The 21,917-nt window shown below is 48.1% G+C and carries 21 protein-coding genes; 11 read left to right on the top strand and 10 right to left on the bottom strand.

Annotated features, from left to right (window positions below; genetic code table 11):
• Nucleotides 1-33: 33 nt before the first annotated feature.
• Nucleotides 34-3,069, bottom strand: a complete 3,036-nt coding sequence (locus tag NSMM_RS00865; RefSeq protein ID WP_090283674.1) for an efflux RND transporter permease subunit — start codon at nt 3,067-3,069, stop codon at nt 34-36.
• Nucleotides 3,066-4,127, bottom strand: a complete 1,062-nt coding sequence (locus tag NSMM_RS00860) for an efflux RND transporter periplasmic adaptor subunit (protein ID WP_090283672.1) — start codon at nt 4,125-4,127, stop codon at nt 3,066-3,068. Before NSMM_RS00860 ends, NSMM_RS00865 begins: the two co-directional genes overlap by 4 nt.
• 308 nt (nt 4,128-4,435) lie before the next feature.
• Here NSMM_RS00860 and NSMM_RS00855 point away from each other — a divergent pair, with 308 nt between their 5' ends.
• The 9 genes from NSMM_RS00855 to NSMM_RS00815 all read left to right on the top strand — a co-directional run bounded on the left by NSMM_RS00855 (nt 4,436) and on the right by NSMM_RS00815 (nt 12,641).
• Nucleotides 4,436-5,803 (top strand): DEAD/DEAH box helicase, encoded by a 1,368-nt coding sequence (locus tag NSMM_RS00855; RefSeq protein ID WP_090283856.1) that lies wholly within the window; start codon nt 4,436-4,438, stop codon nt 5,801-5,803.
• Between the two features lie 584 nt (nt 5,804-6,387).
• Complete coding sequence (gene lptC / locus NSMM_RS00850) at nt 6,388-6,960, top strand: LPS export ABC transporter periplasmic protein LptC (protein WP_090283670.1); 573 nt, start codon at nt 6,388-6,390, stop codon at nt 6,958-6,960.
• Between the two features lie 55 nt (nt 6,961-7,015).
• Nucleotides 7,016-7,582, top strand: coding sequence for a lipopolysaccharide transport periplasmic protein LptA (gene lptA / locus NSMM_RS00845; protein WP_342671769.1), 567 nt, complete (start codon nt 7,016-7,018; stop codon nt 7,580-7,582).
• 40 nt (nt 7,583-7,622) lie between these two features.
• Nucleotides 7,623-8,345: an LPS export ABC transporter ATP-binding protein gene (gene lptB / locus NSMM_RS00840; protein ID WP_090283668.1), complete on the top strand. Its 723-nt coding sequence runs from the start codon at nt 7,623-7,625 to the stop codon at nt 8,343-8,345.
• A gap of 43 nt (nt 8,346-8,388) precedes the next feature.
• Nucleotides 8,389-9,861 carry an RNA polymerase factor sigma-54 gene (locus NSMM_RS00835; RefSeq protein ID WP_090283666.1) on the top strand — a complete coding sequence of 491 codons (1,473 nt, stop codon included), beginning with the start codon at nt 8,389-8,391 and terminating at the stop codon, nt 9,859-9,861.
• 46 nt (nt 9,862-9,907) lie between these two features.
• On the top strand, nt 9,908-10,240 hold the full coding sequence (hpf, locus tag NSMM_RS00830; RefSeq protein ID WP_090283664.1) for a ribosome hibernation-promoting factor, HPF/YfiA family: 333 nt from the start codon (nt 9,908-9,910) through the stop codon (nt 10,238-10,240).
• A 270-nt stretch (nt 10,241-10,510) separates the two neighbouring features.
• A complete protein-coding gene (locus tag NSMM_RS00825) occupies nt 10,511-10,987 on the top strand; it encodes a PTS sugar transporter subunit IIA (protein ID WP_090283662.1) in 477 nt (158 codons plus the stop codon).
• Nucleotides 10,974-11,957, top strand: a complete 984-nt coding sequence (gene hprK, locus NSMM_RS00820; protein WP_090283660.1) for an HPr(Ser) kinase/phosphatase — start codon at nt 10,974-10,976, stop codon at nt 11,955-11,957. Before NSMM_RS00825 ends, hprK begins: the two co-directional genes overlap by 14 nt.
• Nucleotides 11,958-12,017: 60 nt before the next feature.
• Nucleotides 12,018-12,641: a flavin prenyltransferase UbiX gene (locus NSMM_RS00815; protein WP_090283658.1), complete on the top strand. Its 624-nt coding sequence runs from the start codon at nt 12,018-12,020 to the stop codon at nt 12,639-12,641.
• 30 nt (nt 12,642-12,671) lie between these two features.
• Here NSMM_RS00815 and NSMM_RS00810 read toward each other — a convergent pair whose 3' ends face one another.
• The 5 genes from NSMM_RS00810 to pstC form a co-directional block, all read right to left on the bottom strand.
• Nucleotides 12,672-13,277 carry a 5-formyltetrahydrofolate cyclo-ligase gene (locus NSMM_RS00810; RefSeq protein ID WP_090283654.1) on the bottom strand — a complete coding sequence of 202 codons (606 nt, stop codon included), beginning with the start codon at nt 13,275-13,277 and terminating at the stop codon, nt 12,672-12,674.
• Nucleotides 13,270-14,367 carry an A/G-specific adenine glycosylase gene (gene mutY / locus NSMM_RS00805; protein ID WP_090283652.1) on the bottom strand — a complete coding sequence of 366 codons (1,098 nt, stop codon included), beginning with the start codon at nt 14,365-14,367 and terminating at the stop codon, nt 13,270-13,272. Before mutY ends, NSMM_RS00810 begins: the two co-directional genes overlap by 8 nt.
• A gap of 65 nt (nt 14,368-14,432) precedes the next feature.
• Nucleotides 14,433-15,260, bottom strand: a complete 828-nt coding sequence (gene pstB, locus NSMM_RS00800) for a phosphate ABC transporter ATP-binding protein PstB (RefSeq protein ID WP_090283649.1) — start codon at nt 15,258-15,260, stop codon at nt 14,433-14,435.
• Entirely contained in the window at nt 15,254-16,180 is a 927-nt protein-coding gene (gene pstA / locus NSMM_RS00795; protein ID WP_090283648.1) for a phosphate ABC transporter permease PstA, read from the bottom strand. Before pstA ends, pstB begins: the two co-directional genes overlap by 7 nt.
• A 64-nt stretch (nt 16,181-16,244) precedes the next feature.
• Nucleotides 16,245-17,174, bottom strand: a complete 930-nt coding sequence (gene pstC / locus NSMM_RS00790; protein WP_090283853.1) for a phosphate ABC transporter permease subunit PstC — start codon at nt 17,172-17,174, stop codon at nt 16,245-16,247.
• Nucleotides 17,175-17,697: 523 nt separating this feature from the next.
• Here pstC and NSMM_RS00785 point away from each other — a divergent pair.
• Entirely contained in the window at nt 17,698-18,384 is a 687-nt protein-coding gene (locus NSMM_RS00785; RefSeq protein WP_090283646.1) for a TIGR04282 family arsenosugar biosynthesis glycosyltransferase, read from the top strand.
• Between the two features lie 181 nt (nt 18,385-18,565).
• Here the strand turns inward: NSMM_RS00785 and NSMM_RS00780 are convergent, their stop codons facing one another.
• Nucleotides 18,566-19,393: a transglycosylase SLT domain-containing protein gene (locus NSMM_RS00780; RefSeq protein ID WP_245654621.1), complete on the bottom strand. Its 828-nt coding sequence runs from the start codon at nt 19,391-19,393 to the stop codon at nt 18,566-18,568.
• A 253-nt stretch (nt 19,394-19,646) separates the two neighbouring features.
• Entirely contained in the window at nt 19,647-20,228 is a 582-nt protein-coding gene (locus tag NSMM_RS00775) for an exopolysaccharide biosynthesis protein (RefSeq protein ID WP_281200859.1), read from the bottom strand.
• Nucleotides 20,229-20,514: 286 nt separating this feature from the next.
• Between NSMM_RS00775 and NSMM_RS15435 the strand changes: the two genes are divergently transcribed.
• Nucleotides 20,515-20,655 carry a hypothetical protein gene (locus NSMM_RS15435; protein ID WP_176753815.1) on the top strand — a complete coding sequence of 47 codons (141 nt, stop codon included), beginning with the start codon at nt 20,515-20,517 and terminating at the stop codon, nt 20,653-20,655.
• Nucleotides 20,656-20,763: 108 nt separating this feature from the next.
• Here the strand turns inward: NSMM_RS15435 and bamC are convergent, their stop codons facing one another.
• The gene (gene bamC, locus NSMM_RS00770) at nt 20,764-21,915 is read right to left on the bottom strand and encodes an outer membrane protein assembly factor BamC (RefSeq protein ID WP_090283639.1); all 1,152 of its coding nucleotides are present in this window, start codon (nt 21,913-21,915) and stop codon (nt 20,764-20,766) included.
• Nucleotides 21,916-21,917 lie beyond the last annotated feature (2 nt).

The following is a 21,917-nucleotide window of genomic DNA, read 5'->3' as shown; positions in this document are numbered from 1 at the left end:
CTATCTTTGTAAACAACCGGTATCTGATTGCGATCAACGTATCCTGAACCAGAGCGCGTACAGCGCCGGGACAAAAAGCAGAGTGATTGCGGTACCGACCAGTACGCCCCCGATTAATACATAGGCGAGTGGTCCCCAGAAGCTGTCGAATGTCAGGGGAATGAAGGCCAGTGCAGCGGCTAGCGCTGTCAGGACAACCGGACGGGCCCGGTGCACAGCGGCTTCCACCACGGCAGGCAGAATTTCCATCCCCGCCGCAATGTTGTCTGACACTTGCTGGGTAAGAATCAAAGTATTACGCATCAGAATACCCGCCAGGCCGGTCAACCCAAGGAGCGCAACAAAGCCAAAAGGCTGGTTGAACAGCAGCAACGTGATAACTGCGCCTATCAAACCCAGCGGAGCCGTTGCCACGACGATAAAGGTGCCGGAAAATGAACGCATCTGCAACATGATGAAGATCATCATCAGGCCAATCATGAGCGGCTGCAGTTTCTCGATCGAGGAATCGGCGCGAATCGAATCTTCGACGGTTCCGCCAATATCGATGCGGTAATCCTCGGGCAATGCCTGTCGGATGGCTTTGAGATTCTCCCAGATGGCCGCTGTAACATCACTCGATTGCGCGCCACGCACTTCCGCATTCACTGCGATGAAAAGCTCGCGATTATAGCGTCGGATAGCCGGATCTTCATAGCGCACCTGCTGCTCGCCAATTTGCGCCAGAGGCACTTTACGTCCGTTCTGGGTTCTTATTTCCAAAGCCAGCAGATCCGGCTTATTTTCCTTGAGGCCACGCGCACGTACTTCCACCGTACGGATGTCGTGTCGAACTTCCGTAACGGAGAAACCATCGAGCTGAAACTGAAGCTGTTGCGCAACACCCTGTGGTGTCAACCCGGTCAGGCTCAGCCGATTATGATCGATGGCCAGGTGAAGTATCGGTACCCGCTCATCCCATTCCAGATGAGGATCATGCGCGTAGGGGTTAGTTTTCATGACATCCCGCACCTGGTGCGCAATGTGCCGCAGCTTGACCGGGTCTGGACCAACCACGCGAAATGTGATCGGCCAAATAATAGGTGGGCCAAATAACAGCGTTGTTACCCGGATCCTTGCTTCCGGGAATGCGCCACTAACGATATGGTGATCAAGCGCCGCCATGATTTTATCGCGCGCGGCCGTATCTTTCGCCACGACAATCAGTTTGGCAAAAGCCGGGTCGGGCTGCTCTGGATTGACCGCAAAGAAAAAACGCGGCACACCGGCACCAATGTAGGCGGAATATGTTTTGATTTCCGGCATTTCAGCAAGAATCGCCTCCATTTTTCGTACGGTTGCATCAGTATTGATAATGGCGCTACCCTGCGGCATGAAAATACTGACCAGTATTTCCGGTCGGTCAGAGCTGGGAAAAAACTGCTTCTGCACTGGCCCAGCCAGTCCGGCAATGCTTGACAGCAACAAGCCAACAGTACCGAATACAATGGTTTTGCGATGCAGAACACACCAGTGGATCAGCGCGCGAATCCTGTTATAACGCGGTGTCTGGTATAAATCACCCTCATTGACTTCATGTTTCAGCTGGTCAGGCAACAGCAAAGTACCCAAATAGGGTGTAAAAGTTACCGCCACGATCCAGGACGCCAACAACGAATAGGCGAGTACCCAGAAAATATTGCCCGCATATTCGCCCACGCCCGATTTTGCAAAACCAATCGGTACAAAACCCGCTATGGTGACCAGCGTGCCGAACAGCATCGGAGCGGCAGTGACAGTCCAGGCATGGGTTGCAGCGCGTGTGCGGTCCCAGCCTTCGGACATCTTTACCACCATCATCTCGATCGAGATGATCGCATCATCCACCAGCAATCCGAGCGCAATAATCAACGCGCCGAGCGAGATACGATCAAGATTGATGCCACCTACCTTGATCAGGAGGAAGGTAATACCCAGCGTGATCGGAATGGCAATCCCGACCACCAGTCCCGCATGCCAGCCTATTGCCAGCAAGGTCACGCCCATTACAACCATGACGGCGACCAGCAGTTTGATCTGAAAAAGATCGACGGCAGCCGAAATGACCTCGGCCTGATTGGTCAACTGCGTGATAGACATGCCGAGTGGCAGACGACCACGCTCGACATCCAGGAAATTGACCAGGCGTTTCCCCAGATCCAGGCCATTCTCACCTTTGCGCATGACGACACCCAGCACAATCGCATCCTCACTTTGCGCCCGGATCAGATAACTCGGCGGGTCCTCGTAACCGCGGCTGATGGTCGCAACATCATCGAGGCGCAGCAGGCTATCGCCGATACGGATCGGGATGGCGGCAAGTGCTGAGGGATCGGCGAGATCGGTATCCAATCGCAGGTAAATTCTGGGCCCGCTGGTCTCCAGATGGCCGGCGGGCACCATGCGATTATGTGCTTCGATAGCATCAAAAATTTGCTGTGGCGAAATTCCCAGGTTGATCAGCCGGGCGTTATCGAACTCAACATAAACACGTTCGCTACGCTCCCCCAATATTAAAGCTTTATGCACGCCTTCCACCCGTTGCAGGCGGTCGCGTATCGCTTCCGTTTCACGAGTCAGCTGCCACATAGGCATGCCGGGAGCAGTGAGCGCGATGAGAGTGAAGTAAACGTCAGAAAAATCCTCGTCGATGATAGGTCCAATCACTTCTCGCGGGAGACGGGGGGCCTCATCAACCATGCGTTTACGCACCTGATAGAAAAGATCGGGAATCATAGCGTTGGTAACGTAATCATGAAATTCCACCTGCAAATCAGCCCGGCCTGGACGAATCGTGGTTTCAATGCGGTACAGATGTTCTACTTCCTGAACACGTTTTTCCAGACGATCCACTACCTGATTTTGTATTTCCACTGTGGTAGCGCCTGGCCAAAGTACCGATATCACCATCACCCGCACCGTGAACGCTGGGTCTTCCGCACGCCCCAGCGAAAGAAACGCATAGATACCGGCAAAAACCGAGAACAGAATGAAAAACAACGTGACCGAACGCTCGCGGACAGCAAGCGCAGAAAGATTGGGGAAATTCACTGTGCCAATGCTTGGACGGCCATGCCAGGTTTGAGCAGATTGACCCCTAGTGCGATGATGTGGCTATTCTCGGGCAGATCGGCACGCACCCAGGCATGCTCATTATCCAGCGCAACAATCCAGGCGGATACCGGCTGTGCCTTACCCTCACGCAACTGCCAGATACGCGCGCCTTCGCCGCGTTCATCCAATGCACCGAGCGGGATTTTCAATGTATTGCCTGCGCCGTTAGTTTTCATGAAACGGGTTTTTACCACCTGACCAAGCGACAAATCCTGATGATCCTGCTTGATGCGATAACGTGCACGCCAGGTACGGCTGGCAGGATCGGCTGCGCCTGCCGCTTCGCGCAACAATATTGGCAACGCATTGCCATCGGGCAGATTGACGGTTCCTGACTCGCGTGGCCGGGTATTCTCGGGAAAAAATACTTCTATTTCCCGTTCGCCATCCTGTGCCAACACCGCAATCGCCTGTCCAAACGAGATGACCTGGCCAGGCTCTCCGCTCACTTCAATCAGTACACCGGATGCTTCTGCGCGTAACTTTGCATACCCCAAAGCATGTTGAGCCTGTTTCTCTCTTGCCCATGCCGCATTCAGCCGGGCGCGAGCCTCTTGTTCAACCAGTCTGCTCCGGTCAAGCGCTTGCTTGCTCACGAAATTCTTTGCCAGCAATTTCCGATCCCGGCCCACATCTACCGTTGCAGTGGCAAGCGCGGCTTGTGCGGCTGCCCGTTCAGCTACAGCAGCCTGGGCGGCCTGCAGTAAGTCACGCGTATCCAGATCAAACAAAATCTGATCTTTCTTAACCGATTGTCCGGCATGGGCGTGGCGCGCGGCAATGAGTCCACTCAGCTGAAATGCCACCGGCGTTTCATAGCGCGCGCGCACTACACCGGACAACTCTAGTGTGGATTGATTATCAACGCTGGCCAAAACGGTTTTTACCCAAGGAACCACTGTCTGGACCGAATCCGTTTTCTCATCAATCGAACAGGCCGAAAATCCGATAACAAAACAACCATAAAGCAGCAGCCGAACGAGAACCTTTATCATGATGACCAGGGTGATGGCGGGAATCGGCCAATTCTAACAGATTAAACCCGTATCCTTAGTCGGTCATTTATAAACTGCTCGACAACGAGCCTGGTTTCTGTATACTTGCTGGATTGCTACTTCACGTGGCAATGTTTTTTAGCTTCATCGTTCCTGACCTTCCCTGGATTTCTTTTTTCTTCTGGAAATTTCGCAGTACCCCGGTTAGCAGCGATGTTTATTTACCTGCGCCAGCGGTACTTGCCAGACACCTTTATCAAGGTGTTTTTTCGTTCCTGCTCGCGCGTTTCTTAATTAGGATAAGTAACGTGTCTTTTGAAAATTTAAATCTACATTCCGATATACTCAAAGCAGTTCTAGAAGCTGGCTACACTACGCCAACCCCCATTCAACAACAAGCCATCCCGGAATTAATCGCAGGCCACGATGTGATGGCAAGTGCGCAGACGGGAACGGGTAAAACTGCTGCCTTTATGCTGCCGGCATTGCATCGTCTGGCTACTCCTGCAACAGTACGTAGCCGTGGCCCGCGCGTACTGGTTTTGACGCCAACGCGAGAGCTGGCTTTACAAGTTTCGGAAGCCGCCAGTAAATACGGCAAGTTTCTGCCACGTGTCAAGGTGGTCAGCATTCTTGGCGGCATGCCGTACCCGCTGCAAAACAAACTGCTTTCTCAGCCGGTCGATATTCTGGTTGCAACACCAGGTCGCCTAATTGACCATATCCAGCGCGGCCGGATCGATTTCTCGCGCTTGGAAATGTTGGTACTGGATGAGGCAGACCGTATGCTGGACATGGGCTTTATTCAGGATGTCGAACTGATTGCCTCCGCCACACCGGCTGAACGCCAAACCATGCTGTTCTCGGCAACACTGGACAGCGCCATCGACAAGATTGCCGCACGTTTGCTGAAAACACCCAAACGCATCCAGATTGCTTCGCAACGCGCCAAGCTCGATAACATTGAGCAGCGGCTCCATTACGTAGATAATATTTCCCATAAAAACAAATTACTGGATCATCTGTTGCGGGATGTTTCAATCAAGCAGGCGATTATTTTTACCGCAACCAAAAGAGATGCAGATTCCTTGGCGGATAATCTGGCTGCACAGGGCCATAAAGCGGCTGCGATGCATGGCGACATGACTCAGCGTGAGCGTACTCGCACCTTGACTGGTTTGCGCCAGGGACATCTCAAAATACTGGTTGCCACCGATGTCGCCGCACGTGGCATCAATGTGACCGATATCACACATGTAATCAATTTTGACCTGCCTAAATTTGCTGAAGATTATGTGCACCGTATCGGACGCACAGGTCGTGCGGGCGCATCAGGGATCGCGGTTTCTTTCGCTTCTGATAAGGACACCGTCAATCTGAAGAAAATTGAGCGCTTTACTGGAAATGCCATCGAATCGCATGTCATTCCTGGCATGGAGCCACGCTTCAAGCCAAGAGTTGGTCGCGCTGACGGAAACTCCAGAAGGGCGCCTGCTACCGATCACAAAGGCAAGCGAGTCTGGTCAAACAGCAGTGATACCCGTAACGCCACCAGTTACAATAAAAACAGGCCAGCGGGATACAACAGCGGTCAACCCCAGGAGCGCGACAGCCAGAGACGTACTTTCAGAGGTGACAGTTTGGTTAGCGCAAGCTATCAATCACGCACAAAATAAAGCTGTCGAACCTGGTCACTTGTGAAAGACTGATCAGCAAGTAGAGAAAATATTATTGACGAAGCATTCTGCCCAGAAAAATAAGGCTTATTTTTCTGGGCAGAATGCTTCGTCAATTGCTTGATCGATCATCTACTGGCTTTATCTCTCTGATGGGCAGCCTGCCCTTTCTAATCCAGTCCCGCTCTCTCCATTGCACTCAAATCCCCCGGTACTTCCTCAGTAACCCAACCTAAGGGTACCTCTAAAAGTCTACATTTCGTCACAATACTGTGTTGCTTACAAAAAATATTTCCTTACATATCAATTATATGCTGCGTCAATATTTTTATTCGCGCCTGGTCTTGTTTAGAACTCTGAATTTTTAGAGGTGCCCATAAGCATGTTAGCAACAAATAGAATTGCTCAATCGAGTAAAATCTTAGATCGCGGAAGCAGGTCTGCTGTCAAAACCATGCCGACAAGGCTCAATGATAACCTCTAGATACTAAAATAAATTCGGTTACTAGATATGCTCCCTTTTCACCATTACACCATTGATAACGTTCATTGAGCATTAACGCTAACGATCGAAATAAATATACATGAATCGCTCCTATATTTTGCGGCCCACTATATGGCTAGTCGTTTTGCTGTTGCTGACAATGTTGTTGGAAGGTTTTTTTCAAAAACAGATTCGACGGGATACTGCCGCCATAAAAAATAGCGTAGATTACATAATGGAACATCTTGAAGGTATTCAGATTAATCACGACACCACCGCGCACCGTCGGTTTACGGCAAACAGGATGACGCATTATCCACAGGAAGATAATGCCTTACTGGAACAGGTGAAATTCTCCAGTACTGAGCCCGACAAGCCGTTACTAAGGATAACTGCAGATCAATCAGAACTGTTTGCAGGTAGCGATGATATTTTTCTTAGTGGAAATGTTTTGATTATCAGGGGAGAAGATACTGACGAGGATAAGATTCGTATGGTGACTGAATTTTTACATATCATCCCTGATGAAGATTTGGTGAAAACCGATCATGCCGTGACTGTGTTTCGAATGAACAGTCTTGCGAAGTCCGTAGGAATGACACTTAACAATCGAACCGGGGAAATTCAGTTGCAGTCACGGGTCAGCGCGAATGATCAGCGAAATGAACGCTGAATGTCGTTGTCAGTCGCTGCCATTGATGTGGATGCCTCATGCTGGAAAGCTGCTAATGATGAAACGACTTCTTACTTTATTGCTCTGTCTTTGTTGTTCCTTCCCGGTTATCTCTCTCGCAGAACGCGCCGATCGAGACAAACCTATTCATCTGGAAGCCGATCGTGCCACAGTCGAGGATTACAAGCGTAAAGGCGAGTTTCGTACCAGCATATTTATCGGCAATGTAATATTGACCCAAGGTACGCTCCGGATACAAGCAGACAAAGTTATTATGAAAGAAGATAGTACAGGCTATCGTTATGCAACTGCTTATGGCAATTTGGCTAGTTTCAGAGAAAAGCGTGATGGCCTGGATGAATATGTCGAAGCGTGGAGCAAACGGGTCGAATATGATGACAAAACTAACAAGATAGAACTGTTTGGTAACGCAAGATTGAAACGTGGCGGGGATGAAGTGGTCGGGGACTATATAACATATGACATCACGCGCGATTTTTTTCAGGTCCAGGGCTTGGCGAAGCAAAAGAATGACGAACAGCCGGATAGCCGTGTGCGCGCTATTATTCAACCAAGAACCAGGCAGCCTGCCACGCAGCCAATTGAGGAAACAGATAAGTGATCCGGTTTGATCATTACAAATGCATGGGTCAGATTGACCCATGAGCAGGCTGCGGGCGCAACATCTACAGAAGCATTACAAATCACGTAAGGTAGTGCTGGATGTTTCCTTTTCTGTTGACAGCGGTGAAGTCGTTGGCTTGCTGGGGCCAAATGGTGCCGGAAAGACAACTTGTTTTTATATGGTCGTTGGCCTGGTTCCGCTAGATGGGGGAGAAATTTTTCTGGATGAACACGATCTTGGCCGGCTTCCAGTTCACAAGCGTGCGCGCCTGGGCCTAAGCTATTTACCACAGGATGCGTCAATTTTTCGACGCCTGAGCGTCGAGGAAAACATCATTGCGGTACTTGAGCTGCAAGAATTGTCCGAAGTGGAAATCATGCAACAACTAGATGCCCTGCTCCATGATTTTCATATTGGGCATTTACGCGAGAGTCCGGCTATCAGTCTTTCGGGAGGGGAGCGGCGGCGTGTTGAAATTGCGCGAGCGCTGGCATCCCGTCCACGTTTTATTCTGCTGGATGAACCATTCGCTGGCGTAGATCCCATTTCAGTTCTGGACATCCAGAAAGTTATCGGTTTTTTGAAGAATCGAGGTATCGGTGTGCTGATTACCGACCATAATGTTCGGGAAACACTGGGGATCTGTGACCGTGCTTATATTATCAGTGAAGGTGCGGTACTCGCGAGCGGCAAATCTGAAGATATCGTCAATGATAGTCGCGTCAGGGAAGTTTATTTAGGCGAAAATTTTCGGCTTTGATACGCTGATACTCAAGCGTTCAGTCTGATTTTTAACTGGAAATATGAAACCAACGCTTACACTTAAACCGACGAATAGTCTGACATTAACGCCGCAGCTGCAGCATGCCCTCAAGTTGTTAACCTTGTCAACACTTGAGCTGAATAAAGAGATCGAGCGAATGGTTCAGGAAAATCCGATGCTGGAGCTCGATGAGCATTCTGATGACAGCCGGTCTGAATTCCAGCAGCCGGTTGACTCGAACCTGCCCGATTTGGCTGACGATGCTGCAAATGCTGATTTGCCTGATCCGGTAGCAATAATTGGGAATGACGAGCCATTGGACACATTTGCTGACTCCTATGAGGATAGCGGCAATGTTTACCAGCAGCCGTTACTAAATTCGCATGGTACCGACAGCAGCGATCTGGAATTTTCCCGTTTTGCAATCAAACCCATCAGCTTGTGTGAACATTTACTGACGCAGCTCAGCATGAGCCAGTTACCCGAACAGCAACGGCAAATCGTCAATCTGCTGATTCATAGTCTAGATGATGATGGCTATCTGACCCAGGACATTGATGAACTGCTGCGGCAATTGCCGTCCAGGCTCACTGCAAGCCGCACTGAATTACAGGCGGCGCTTGAATATCTTCAGCAGCTGGATCCCCCTGGTGTTGGAGCAAGAAATCTGCAGGAATGCCTGTCTCTGCAGATCAGAGCCTTACCTGCAGACACACCCAGCCGACAACAGGCACTGGAATTAGTGGAGAATCATCTGGAAACTTTTGCAGCGAAAAATTTTCGCCTGCTGCAAAAAATACTGGGATGTAACGAAACCTGCCTACAGCACATCCAGCAGATGATTACTCAGCTACACCCCAAGCCAGGCAGCGACTTCAACTCAACGCTTGCACATTATATCGTTCCTGACATAATAGTAGTCAGATCTGACAAAAGCTGGCTGGTGAAACTTAACCAGGAAGCAGTTCCGCCTGTTCATATCAACCAGCTCTATGCGGATGTTTTAAAAAACAGTCGCAGCGAGGAGACCCGTCCACTTAGAGGGCAATTACAGGAAGCGCGTTTGCTGATTCGCAATATTCACCAGCGTGTACAAACCATTTTACGTGTGGGTCAGGCGATTGTTGATCACCAGCAGGCATTTCTTGAGCACGGAGAAACTGCTGTGCGTCCGCTGGTGATGCGTGAAATTGCCGAGACTCTCAAATTGCATGAATCCACCATTTCTCGTGTGACCTCTCATAAGTATATGAGGACCCCGCATGGTATCTTCGAGTTTAAATATTTCTTTGGCAGTCATGTGTCAACGGAACAGGGCGATGCCTGCTCATCCATTGCAACTCGCAGCCTACTCAAGCAACTGATTCAAAATGAGAACCCCAAAAAACCACTCAGTGATAACCGTCTGTCACAGTTGCTGTCACAGCAAGGCGTCATCGTTGCACGACGAACGGTTGCAAAATATCGGGAGTTAATGCATATTCCCCCGACCAATTTACGTAAGATACTCTAATTTTTTTATTGCTTTATTGTTACAACTGCTTAAATAAGGAGAAATAATGAATTTGAATCTCACCGGTAATCATGTGGAAATAACCCCTGCACTGCGTGAATATGTCTTATCAAAATTTGAAAAAATTACACGCCATTTTGACCATGTGATCGATATCAAGGTGATACTGTCGGTAGACAAACTCAGCCAAAAGGCTGAAGCAACGATTCATATACGGGGAAAAGATATTTTTGTCGAAACAGACAGCCCTGACATGTACGCTTCCATCGACAGCCTGGTGGGCAAGCTGGATCGCCAGATTCTGAAACACAAGGAAAAAGGATTAGACCAGCGCAATCATGGCGGGCTGAAAGATCAGCCACTTGAGCAACCCGAATAAGTATTCTTTATCCTGAAAACTGGTAGTGTCTGAATGAACTGTCACTACTATCCTGACGAGGTAATCGCTCACTTAAGAGAGCCTCTAAAAATTCAGAGGTCCAGGCAGGAGCAGACGAGAATAAAAATATTGACGTGACATATAATTGATATTAAAGGAAATATTTTTGTGAATGCCGAAGTATCATGACTGAATATGAATTTTAGAAATGCCCTTAAATATCCTAGTATAAATATTTCGTGCTACTAGAAGCCAACTGATTAGTTATTTATGAATCTTATCTCTGAACTATTGCCGGAATCAAACGTGATGATTGATCTGGAAGCCACAAGCAAGAAACGTATCTTTGAACAGGCGGGATTATTGTTCGAGAATACACTTCATGTGGCGCGCAGTCAGGTTTTTGACAGCCTGTTTACTCGTGAAAAGCTGGGGTCGACCGGTCTCGGTCAGGGAGTTGCGATTCCTCATGGCAGGATTAAGGGTCTTCGCGAAGCCGCTTTGATGCTGATTAGATTAAAGGAAGCAATTCCGTTCGATGCGCCGGATGGCCAACCGGTAAATATCGCGTGTATTCTGCTGGTACCCGAAAAGGCGACTGACCAGCACTTGTTGATTTTGAGCGAACTTGCGCAAATGTTCAGCAATAAAAGTTTTCGTGAGAAATTGCTTTACAGCAGGGATGCCAAGGAAATTCGCCAGTTGATATCGGACTGGACACCCGAGCCAGAGTATGTCCAGAATTGATATTGTTCAATTATTCAGGGATAACGAAGAAAAACTGAAGCTGCAGTGGAATACTCCATCAAGTGTAATAAGCAAGCAGCTTGAGAATACCCAGGTTTCAGACCGTGCACAGAATCTCATCGGTTATCTTAATTTTATCAATCCCAACTGGATTCAGGTACTGAATCAGGCATCGATTACATTCCTGCTGGAAATGGATGCGCCGTCTCTGCAAAAGAAACTGTCCATACTGGAAGCGAGCAATCCTTTCTGTCTGATCGTTGCCAATGGTCTAGCGGTACCGGCAAGCATAGACAAATTTTCCTGCCGAACGCAAACACCATTATTACGTTCCAGCAGTACAGGTTCACAGGTCATCTGGATGCTGCACTCCTATCTAGTCAGAAATCTGGCGCCTACCATTTCCCGCCACGGGGTCTTGCTGGATGTACTTGGTATGGGCGTCATGATTACAGGTGACAGTGGCGTCGGCAAAAGCGAGCTCGCACTGGAGCTGATCAGTCGTGGGCACGGCCTGGTCGCGGATGATGTGATCGAATTATCGCGTATTGGTCCCGAAACCTTAGAAGGTTGTTGTCCACCATTACTGCGGGATTTTATTGAAGTACGTGGGCTGGGCATGTTGAACATTCGTACTATTTTTGGTGAGACAGCTGTCCGTCGTCGCAAAAATATGAAACTGATCGTCCATTTGGAAAAAACCACCAGCAGTGAAATCGGTGCCTACGAACGCCTGCCATTGAGTAACCTTGATGAAGAAATTTTGAATGTCAAGATACGCAAGGTAACCATTCCAGTTGCTGCTGGACGTAATCTGGCCGTGTTAGTTGAGGCTGCAGTTCGCAACCATATTCTGCAATTACGCGGGATTGACAGTACACAAGACTTTGTTCATCGCCATGAGTTGGCAATGGGTGGGAATACGGCAGATTATGACGAAGAAGATCATGCGGATCATCGGAATAACTGAGGCACACGGCTGCTTGTTTGCCGTCATAAGAGGTAATGGTGCAGATTATCTTTATCAGATATGAGTGAAAAAACCAACACTCCCTGCAAAACAATCACTATTGCTTTGACAGGTGCATCGGGTATGCCTTATGGCATCCGCCTGCTCGAAATATTGCTACGACAGCGCTACCGGGTGTATCTGCTGTATTCACAAGCCGCACAAATTGTAGCGCAACAGGAAATGGGACTGATTTTATCCTCACGTCCCAAGGAAACCGAAGCTTCCCTGAGTGAGTATTTCAAAGTTGCGCCAGGACTGTTGAGCGTGTTCGGTCGTGAAGAGTGGTTCGCACCAGTCGCATCAGGTTCCAATCCTGCCGATGCCATGGTGATCTGCCCATGCACCATGGGAACACTCTCGGCGGTGGCTGTTGGAATGAGTCAGCGATTGATAGAACGCGCAGCGGATGTCATGCTGAAAGAAAAGCGCCCTCTGATCGTCGTTCCACGTGAAATGCCATTTTCGATCATCCACCTGGAAAATATGTTGAAACTTGCTCATGCAGGCGCCACCATTCTGCCTGCCAATCCCGGCTTTTACCAACAGCCCGAGACCATTCAGGATATTGTCGATTTTGTTGTTGCGCGCATACTGGATCATCTGGGTGTAGCACATGAGCTGATGCCACGCTGGGGTGAATAGGCTAGACAGCGAGATGGCTCGTCAAGATCCTCATCGCGTCATATTCGCACATTCTTCAGGGGACAGCGTTACCAGCTTGCCCTGTTGACGATAAAAAATCGCTTGCTCGGTGACGATGTAATCCATGGCGATATCGTGTGACTGCGGAAAAACAGTTGGTACTCTCAACACTTCAAAGGCAATACCAATTGTTAGCGGGCGCGGAGTCAAGCTCACCAGTGTCCGGTCAAAGTAGCCGCTACCATAACCAAGCCGGAAACCACCTGCATCAAAACCCAGCATCGGAATCAGAACAGCATCGACTGCGACAATCGGGCTCTTATCCGGAACTGGAATGCCGTAAGCATCGTTTCTCATCGGCGCGCCGAGCCACCATGCAACAAACTCAAGTGGCTCGGATGAGGTGAGCACTTTAGGTAATGCAAGAGTGGCGCCATGAGTGCTCAGCCATTGCATCAAAGGAAGTGGGTCATATTCCCCTGCATGAGGCCAATAGCCGCCAACACAACAATTTTGTAACTCAGGAAACCCTTGTTTCAGGTTATGGCTGATCGCATTGCTCCAACGTAATCTTTGTGCGGATGTTATTTGCCCACGCAATTGGCGCAAATCCTGACGTAGTTGTTTTTTACTCATTCTTTTCGTTTATGCTCGCCACATTGACAGATGATCCCAGAACATTGGACACTGTTAATAATACTTTTCTGATCGGTGCCGGGATAGCCAGTTTCATTGCCGCGCTGACAGTCACCCAGCACTGGTTATCTTTTTCTTCGAACGCGTTATTGCACCCGACGTGTATCAGTCGCGGATAAATATTGAGCCTGAAGTGTGTGAAGGTATGAATTATGCAAGGAAATTCAAAAAACGGTGTGTTGCAACTTGCCAGATTAGCAGAATGACTATTGTCGCTGCTGGAATCAAACGGAATTTCTGGGAAACACCACAGCCCTCCCCAGATACCAGGAGACGGGCGTTTTTCCAGAAAAATCTTGCTGTCTTTAACCAGTAACAAATGGATGATATTCTTTTCTGGACGTGTCTTTTGCGGTTTAGGCACAGGCAATTGATCAGTTGATCCATGAGTGAAAGCAACGCATTCCTGCTGCAGTGGGCAATACTCGCATTTTGGCCGGCTACGGGTGCAAACGAGCGCGCCCAGGTCCATAAATGCTTGCGTATAAGTTGCCATGGCTTTTTCTTGATTATTTACTGGCAGTAGTTTTTCCGCCATCTGCCATAATCTGGCCTCAACTGCCTTGCCAGCAGGATGGCTATAAACTCCAAAATAACGTACCAGGATACGCTTGACGTTGCCATCCAGAATTGCGCAGCGTTCACCAAACGCAAATGCGGCAATAGCTGCGGCCGTCGAACGCCCTATGCCGGGAAGCTGCTCGATAGCAGATGCGCTAGCCGGAAAAACGCCGCCATGCTCCGATACAAGCAAGCGGGCAGCTTGATGAAGATTACGGCCACGCGCGTAATAACCAAGGCCACTCCACAACGCCAGAACATCATCAGGTGCTGCACTTGCCAGAGTCGCAATATCCGGGAAAGCACGCATGAATCGCTGGTAATAGGGAATGACAGTCGTTACCTGGGTCTGCTGCAGCATGATTTCCGCAATCCAGATCGCGTAGGGGTCCTGATTACCTTGCCAGGGTAAATGATGGCGACCGGCTTCCAGCTGCCAGCGAATCAACCTGTCTGCAAAAGTCGGCAATACGGGCTAAATTTTGTAAAGGAAGGGTAAAAAATGGAAAGCACTACAAAATACTGATTCAGAACCTAGCCAAACCGGCCGGTAATATAATCCTCGGTCTGTTTATGCTTGGGTTTGATGAAGATGGTGTCTGTCACACCAAATTCGATCAGCTCACCGACATACATGTAGGCGGTAAAATCAGAAACCCTTGCCGCCTGTTGCATGTTATGGGTGACGATCAGAATCGTCACCTTGTTTTTGAGATCGGTAATCAGTTCCTCGATGCTGGCAGTTGCCGCTGGATCAAGTGCGGAAGTAGGTTCATCGAATAACAGTAATTCGGGATCGGTGGCGAGCGCGCGCGCAATACACAGGCGCTGCTGTTGTCCACCGGACAGGTTAAAGGCAAGATCATTCAACCGGTCTTTTGCTTCCCCCCACAGTGCAGCATTGCGCAATGCGGTTTCTACTTTCTCTTCCAGAATCGCACGTTTATTGATACCCCGGATACGAAGACCATAGGCTACATTCTCAAAAATGGATTTTGGAAATGGATTTGGTTTCTGAAAAACCATGCCGATACGCATTCTGACCTCGATCGGATCTACCGCACGAGAAAGAATATTTTCGTTGTCCGGGTGCAGAATGATTTCCCCGTCATAGCGGTTGCCAGAATAAAGATCATGCATACGGTTGAAGCATCGCAAAAAGGTAGATTTGCCACAGCCTGATGGGCCGATGAGTGCAGTTACCTGCTTTTCATAAACCGTCATGCTGATCGACTTCAGCGCCTGCAATTCACCATAAAAGAAGTTAAGATTTTTTACAACACACTTATCAGCTACCGGTTTGCTGGCCGGGGCAGTTGAGTTATCAGATCCGGCGGCTTGCGTGAAATAGTTGGTTACCATTTGATTTTTTTGCGAAGGTTATAACGTAAATAAATGGCCAGCCCATTCATGGCCAGCGTCATAACGACAAGCACCAGACCAGCTGCAGCCGCATTGAGCTGGAAAGCTTCTTCAGGTCTCGAAACCCAGTTGAACATTTGAATCGGCATGACAGTAAAAGGCGCCATTAACCATTCGAAAGACAGAAAAGGAAATTCACTCTGTATCGGCGAAGTAGGTAAAAAAGCAATGAATGTCAGTGCGCCAATCGTAATAATAGGAGCAGTTTCTCCAATTGCACGCGCCAGTCCGATAATGATACCGGTCAATATACCGGCCGAGGAATAAGGCAGAATATGATCGGAAACAGTTTGCCATTTGGTTGCACCTACAGCATATGCCCCCTCACGGATAGAAACCGGGATGGACCGGATGGCTTCCCGTGTGGCAACAATGACAACTGGCAGAATCAGCAACGCAAGCGTCAGACCAGCGGCGAGAATGCTCTGCCCCAGGCCAAGTTGATACACAAACAACCCAAGTGCAAGCAAACCGTAAATAATCGACGGTACGCCCGCCAGATTAGTGACGTTTATTTCAATGATTTCCGTCAGCAAATTTTTAGGTGCATATTCTTCGAGATAAACACCGGCTGAGACACCCAGTGGCACGGCAGCGACCGCAGTCACCAGCATCACCAGTGTGGTACCGACCCAAGCAGACAGAATACCGGCAGCTCCAGGCCGACGAGAAGGGAACGAGGTAAAAAAATCCAGTGTCAGACGCGGCATGCCATCGATTACCATGCCCATAATAAGTGCGAAGAAAATCAACATGGCAATCATCAGCGTGACGATACCTGTTATCAGAAACAGCCTGTCCCAGCGTCGGTGACGGGCAATCATCATCCGGATTTCAGTCAGATTTTTATCGTGATCCATGTCAGAATTGACTTAAAATTTTTATCGTTATTCGGAAAAAATAATTCCACACGATCCATGACGATCAATAAACCTCGCGATAATATTTACGCAGCAAATGCCCAAGAATATTGAATATCAGGGTTATCAGCAATAACGTCAAACCAGCAGCAAAAATAGTCTGATAACCAATGCTGCCATGAGGTAAATCGCCCAGACTGACCTGAACAATATAAGTAGTGATAGTGGCAGCGGGTTCCGTAGGGTTCCAGGTTAAATTGGGCTGCATCCCTGCCGCTATGGTAACCACCATGGTTTCACCCACCGCGCGTGAAATTCCAAGTATGTAAGCTGCTGCTATCCCGGACATAGAGGCAGGCACGACAACCTTGACCGCTGTTTGAAATCGTGTTGCCCCGGTAGCATAGGACCCCTCCCGCAGATGCATCGGTACCGAGCGCATTGCATCCTCGGTCATTGAGCTCACATACGGAATGATCATGATGCCCATCACTAACCCGGCGGATAATAAACTGAAGCCCGGCAAGTCTGGAAAAAAATATTGTAACAACGGCGTGACGGATAGCAAGGCAAAGTAGCCGTAGACAACTGTCGGGATACCACCGAGTAATTCCAAAAACGGCTTTGCAATTTCGCGTACCGCAAATGGAGCAAATTCAGAAAGATAAATCGCAATAATGGTACCAAGAGGGAGCGCTACAGCCAATGCAACAAGTGAACTGACAACCGTACCGGAAACGAGAGGAAGAATACCGTAGTGGGCATCATCAAAGAGCGGCGTCCATTGGGTATCGGTCAGAAATTCACGTAATGAGACGTGTTCAAAAAAGACCATGGACTCACTGACCAGCATGTACACGATCGCAAATGTAATAAAAACCGAGAACAAGGCTGCCAGAAACAAAATGGACTCGATGATTCGTTCCTTGATATGACGTCTGAAGTTACGCCGCAAACTTTTATATGCAGGAACAACGTCATTCCTATTGTCCATATTCTGTGCGGAAATTTTCATATCCTCAGATTTTGCATCGTTGCGTCTGGAAAATTTCATTGTAGGTATGGATTATTACAATTTAATGAAATTGAATCGGCCGGCAAACGACTTCGGGTTATCTTCACTGCCGCGCTTGACCCTCTCTGCTCTCTGTTTAATGCGCGCATTTTAGCATACCGGTCTTGTCTGCAAGCGATTACCACAGTACGCTCGTGCATAGAGTCCACTTATTTATTTACTATATTCAAACAATTAACGGCATAACATTCACAAGACTCATTGATATTACATGCAAAATATCAGCAATATAATATGGCAAAACGCCGACTCCGGGTCATTGCTGATCCAACTTAAACAATCAAGGGTCCTTCTAAAAATTCAGCGTTCTAAGCAATGCCAGGCGCGAATAAAAAATTTTGGCGCAGCATATGATTGATATATATGGAAATATTTTTTATGAACAACGAAGTATTGTAGCGAAATATGAATTTTTAGAAGTGCCTTCAACTAAATTTTCCAGATGAAAACAACATTAGTGCTGGTATGCAAGCGACCGCGGCCGGGAGAGGGTAAACAGCGGCTAACGGCTAAGCTCGGAGTCGAAGCTACCTACCTGGTTGCACAGGCGTTATTGAACTGCGCACTGGAAGATGCTCTTTCGTGGCAAGGACCGGTCGTAATCGCTCCAGCCACTGATAACGATACGACCTGGGCTGCAGGACTGCTCGCAACGGCCCCACACGTAACTATTTTTCCCCAAACACACGGTAACCTTGGACAGCGATTGAATGCACTGGACACGACACTGCGACAGCATGGGATGACTTCGCTGATTTTTATCGGAAGTGACGCCCCATTACTCGGCGACGCAGATTATGCTGGCTGCCTAGCGGCCTTGCAGGATTATCAAACTGTCCTGAAACCTGCTGCCGACGGAGGCGTAGTGATGATGGCGAGCCATTTGCCTTGGCCGCCACTTGACAAATTACCCTGGAGTACCGATCAGCTGGGTAAGGCATTATTGAATTGCTGCCAACGCTTTGGGCAAACTATCGGTACGCTGTCAACAGGCGCGGATGTCGATCAACCGCAAGATATCGCTAGATTATGCATGCAATTAAAAAATGATCCACGACCAGCGCGCCGTCGTCTGCTTGCGCTGGCCTGCACGCTGACAATGAATAATGGTCTGGATGCTTGCCGCTAACGCAAACTGTTACTTGCCTTGGTCAAAATTGTATACAGCTGCAGCCAAAGCAAGGATAAGCCAGTGTTATGGTTCCTGCCATGCAGACTGCACTCACACAAAGCGCACTTGGTGGTTATTTGGGTTTCAGGTTTAATCTTGCGAGTAATAAGAAACCAACAAATCTCAGTTTGTGTACGCCCTAATTTCGTTGTTCCGCAGACGTAAAAATGAAAGATGATCGGTTAATTATTTCAGGCTGATAAGGATGAACGGCTTTCTGGTAACGCTGAAGAATTTTATCAACATAATTAACTGTCTCGGGATAAGGAGGAATACCACGGTATTTCTCAACAGCGCCCTCCCCGGCGTTGTAAGCAGCAGCAACCCACGCAACATTTCCCTTGAAATAAGCAAGTAGCCATCTTAGATAGGCAAGCCCACCTTTAATATTTTCCTCGGGGTCAAAACTGTCCTTGACCTGAAAGCGTTGAGCAGTCTCCGGTATAAGCTGCATGAGCCCCTGGGCATTTTTCGAAGAAACCGCACGACTGTTAAAAGCGGACTCAACCGAAATAATGGCCAGCACCAAATCTGGATCTACCTGATATTCTGGTGCCAATTTATACACCAACGAAATAACAGGTTGTTGTCCCGCAGAGTACGCATCCTGCTGCTTGTCCACATAATTGATACTTGCAGAGGAAGAAGCTACGCAACCAGATAATGCGGTATTGGATTTCTTGACAGGTGGCGGCAAATAGGTAAGCATTTTTTGTGCCCCAGGATGTTCTTTTGAAGCCGCCCGAGTAAGCAGCGCCGCAGCAATCTTATCGTCGCGTGTTACCCCACGCCCATTGGCGTACATCCACCCCAGTGCATACAGTCCATCGGCGGAACCTCCCTGCGCAGCAAGGCAGTAATATTCCAGTGCTTTGGCATAATCTTTAGGAATACCTTCGCCATGTTCATACTGCTGTCCCAGCGCCAGCAAGGTTTTAAAGTTGTTGGCCATTACAGTATTACTCATGAGTAATAGCCCACACAATAAAATTATTGATCTTTGAAAATACAGATTAAAAAAACAGGAAGCCATAAGTAGTTATCCTGAGAATATTTTGATAACCATAAAGTAGCACAGAGCGCGCCAGTTTAAATATCACCCACCTTACCAGTTGATCTTGAAGAGAATATATATAAACTCATCAAACAACCTTAGTTAAATATTCAGTTGCTTCAGAAAATGTAAATTTTATCGACAGCCGTATTTTTTCTGTTTCTGGTTACCCATAAAAATCCGGCATAGAGACCCCCATCCATAAAAGCGCAAGCACTACCAAAGTAATACCTACCCCTACTGTACCAACAATCATACCAGCAATGATGGTCAAGCCATCCTTGCTGAGCAATCCCAAAGACATGATAAGAATACCCCAACCAGGCGGAAAATTAGTCAATGGGATCGGCAATGCAATTGAAAGTGAGAATATAAATGCAAAAATTCCGATAATGCGTTCCCATGCACGCGTGCTGATATAGGTCAATCTCGGATGAAGATAACTCTCGATTTTGCGTAACCAGGGCGTGGCTTTCTGCACCATTCTATCGAGATTTACTTTTTTGATTTGCTTGACTGCCAGCCATTGGGGAATCCAGGGCGAGCTCATGCCCCACATCATCTGCACGGAAAAAATGAATAGCGGTATCGAAAAAAAAGTGGAATACCCCGGTGGAACCGGAATCGGCAGACACAGCGGCAATGCGGCAATTGCCAGCAATACGCCAAACCCTCTCTCATGCAGAGAGTTTTTTATCTCTCCCACACTGATAAGTTCATTGTGATTTTTTACCACAATTAACTGCAACAATTCAGATGTGTTATTTTCTTTTTGCTCAGGATTCTCCAATTCAGCCCCCCCCTATTTATGTGGCTGATCTATTTTATACAGATAATGGCCTCCCGATTTGTTTTCTAAATTCCCTTCAGTACCGGCACAAAAGTAATTTTTTATTTCTCCCCTCAAGAAACTAAACCACTCAACAGCTGAATTCTATCTCGCATTTATTTTAGTTCTTGAGTAAAGTATGTGTCTCGTTATATACTGCAGCTCCACGATGTGGTTTTTGTGCAATCTTACTGAGGAATTTATAATGAAATCTGTTTATGTATTAGCTATAGTCGCAGCAATGATATTGGCAGCATGTGGACGCCCAGAACAGCCGCAGCCTGTTACACAAAAAGAGAATTTTGAAAAAATTCAGTCTGAAGCAGGCCAAAGCTCTAAAGAATAATATTCTTCACTAAGACTTGACTATAAAAAAACCGCCCAATGGCGGTTTTTTTATGGAGTAATTATGACGTAATACCGTAACCACAGCATGAATTGCCAACCGTCTTTTCTACTTCAATTGTTCATACAATAAATTGATAATACGCTTGGAAATCGCTGGTTCCGCTGGCGTTCCATCAGTATTTCTTACCACAGCTTCACTGTTTAAACCAATTTCATTAACTTGAATTTGATACTTTTCGGCTGTTTTGTCGTCATCGGTTTTCCAGAAAGTAATTTTTGAGAGCAGCCCCTCTCCTTTGTTCGCCTGGCGAGTTTCTTCTGCACTGACGTAACGGACAAAATAAATACCGTTTGCGCGGTCTCTGTCTTCTACGGTAAACCCTACCCGATCCAGAGCCAGCCCTACTCTGCGCCATGCTCGATCAAATGCTTCCTTAACGATCAGCACGCCCTCTCTGCTGTTATCGACAAAGGCACGCGTTTCAGTAATATTTTCACTGGCGGCAACCTCCGTAACTGCCCGCTCTTCCTCCACCCCGAAGTGTTTCATCATGCGCGTTAGCATTTCTGCCTCCAGCTCAGGATCGGCCTGTCTTGGCTGCCAAATAGTACGATTGGTGCTTCGATCAGCGAGCACTTCGATCATCCCTCGATGACTAATATAAACTTCAGTCTCACCGGCTTCGTTACGTTCCAGACGGGCACGAAACTTGTCCCGCTCCGCAGTCGAGTACAAACCATCCAGAAAGGTCGAGAGTGCGCTGCGAATAATATCTTGTGGAATCTTGGCGCGATTCTCGGCCCAGTCAGTTTCCATGATGCCAACGTCTGGTGCCTCCAGCTTGAGCAAAAAGCCCATATCCTGCCAGAATTCCTTAACTTGTGGCCAAACGACTTCTGGCGCACGCGGCACAACCAACCAGCGCTGCGTACCGGCACGCGCCATTCGAATATTTCCTTGCATTTCCGTCACCGATAAAACAGAAGATTCGGTGCGAACATTGCCTTGATCACCCCGCATACGATTACTATCGTAGGTGGAGAAAGTTGCGCTTCCAGGGGTATGCAAGTCCGGAACAGTAAAGCGGTCTTCAGTATCGGGCAGGGTCAGATCGGGTGGAATTTCAAGTGGCGGCAGTTTACCTGCTGATTTATAGTCGATCTTATCTGCCTCAGGCAATAGATTACAACCCGAAGGCAAAACCAAGAGTGCAAGATGCAATACGATGAATCTGTATTTATGCTGCTTGTTCTGCATGA

Origin of the sequence: Nitrosomonas mobilis (assembly GCF_900103035.1) — a bacterium.
Taxonomy (GTDB): Bacteria; Pseudomonadota; Gammaproteobacteria; order Burkholderiales; family Nitrosomonadaceae; genus Nitrosomonas; species Nitrosomonas mobilis.
This window is presented reverse-complemented; position numbering and strand designations above follow the sequence as displayed.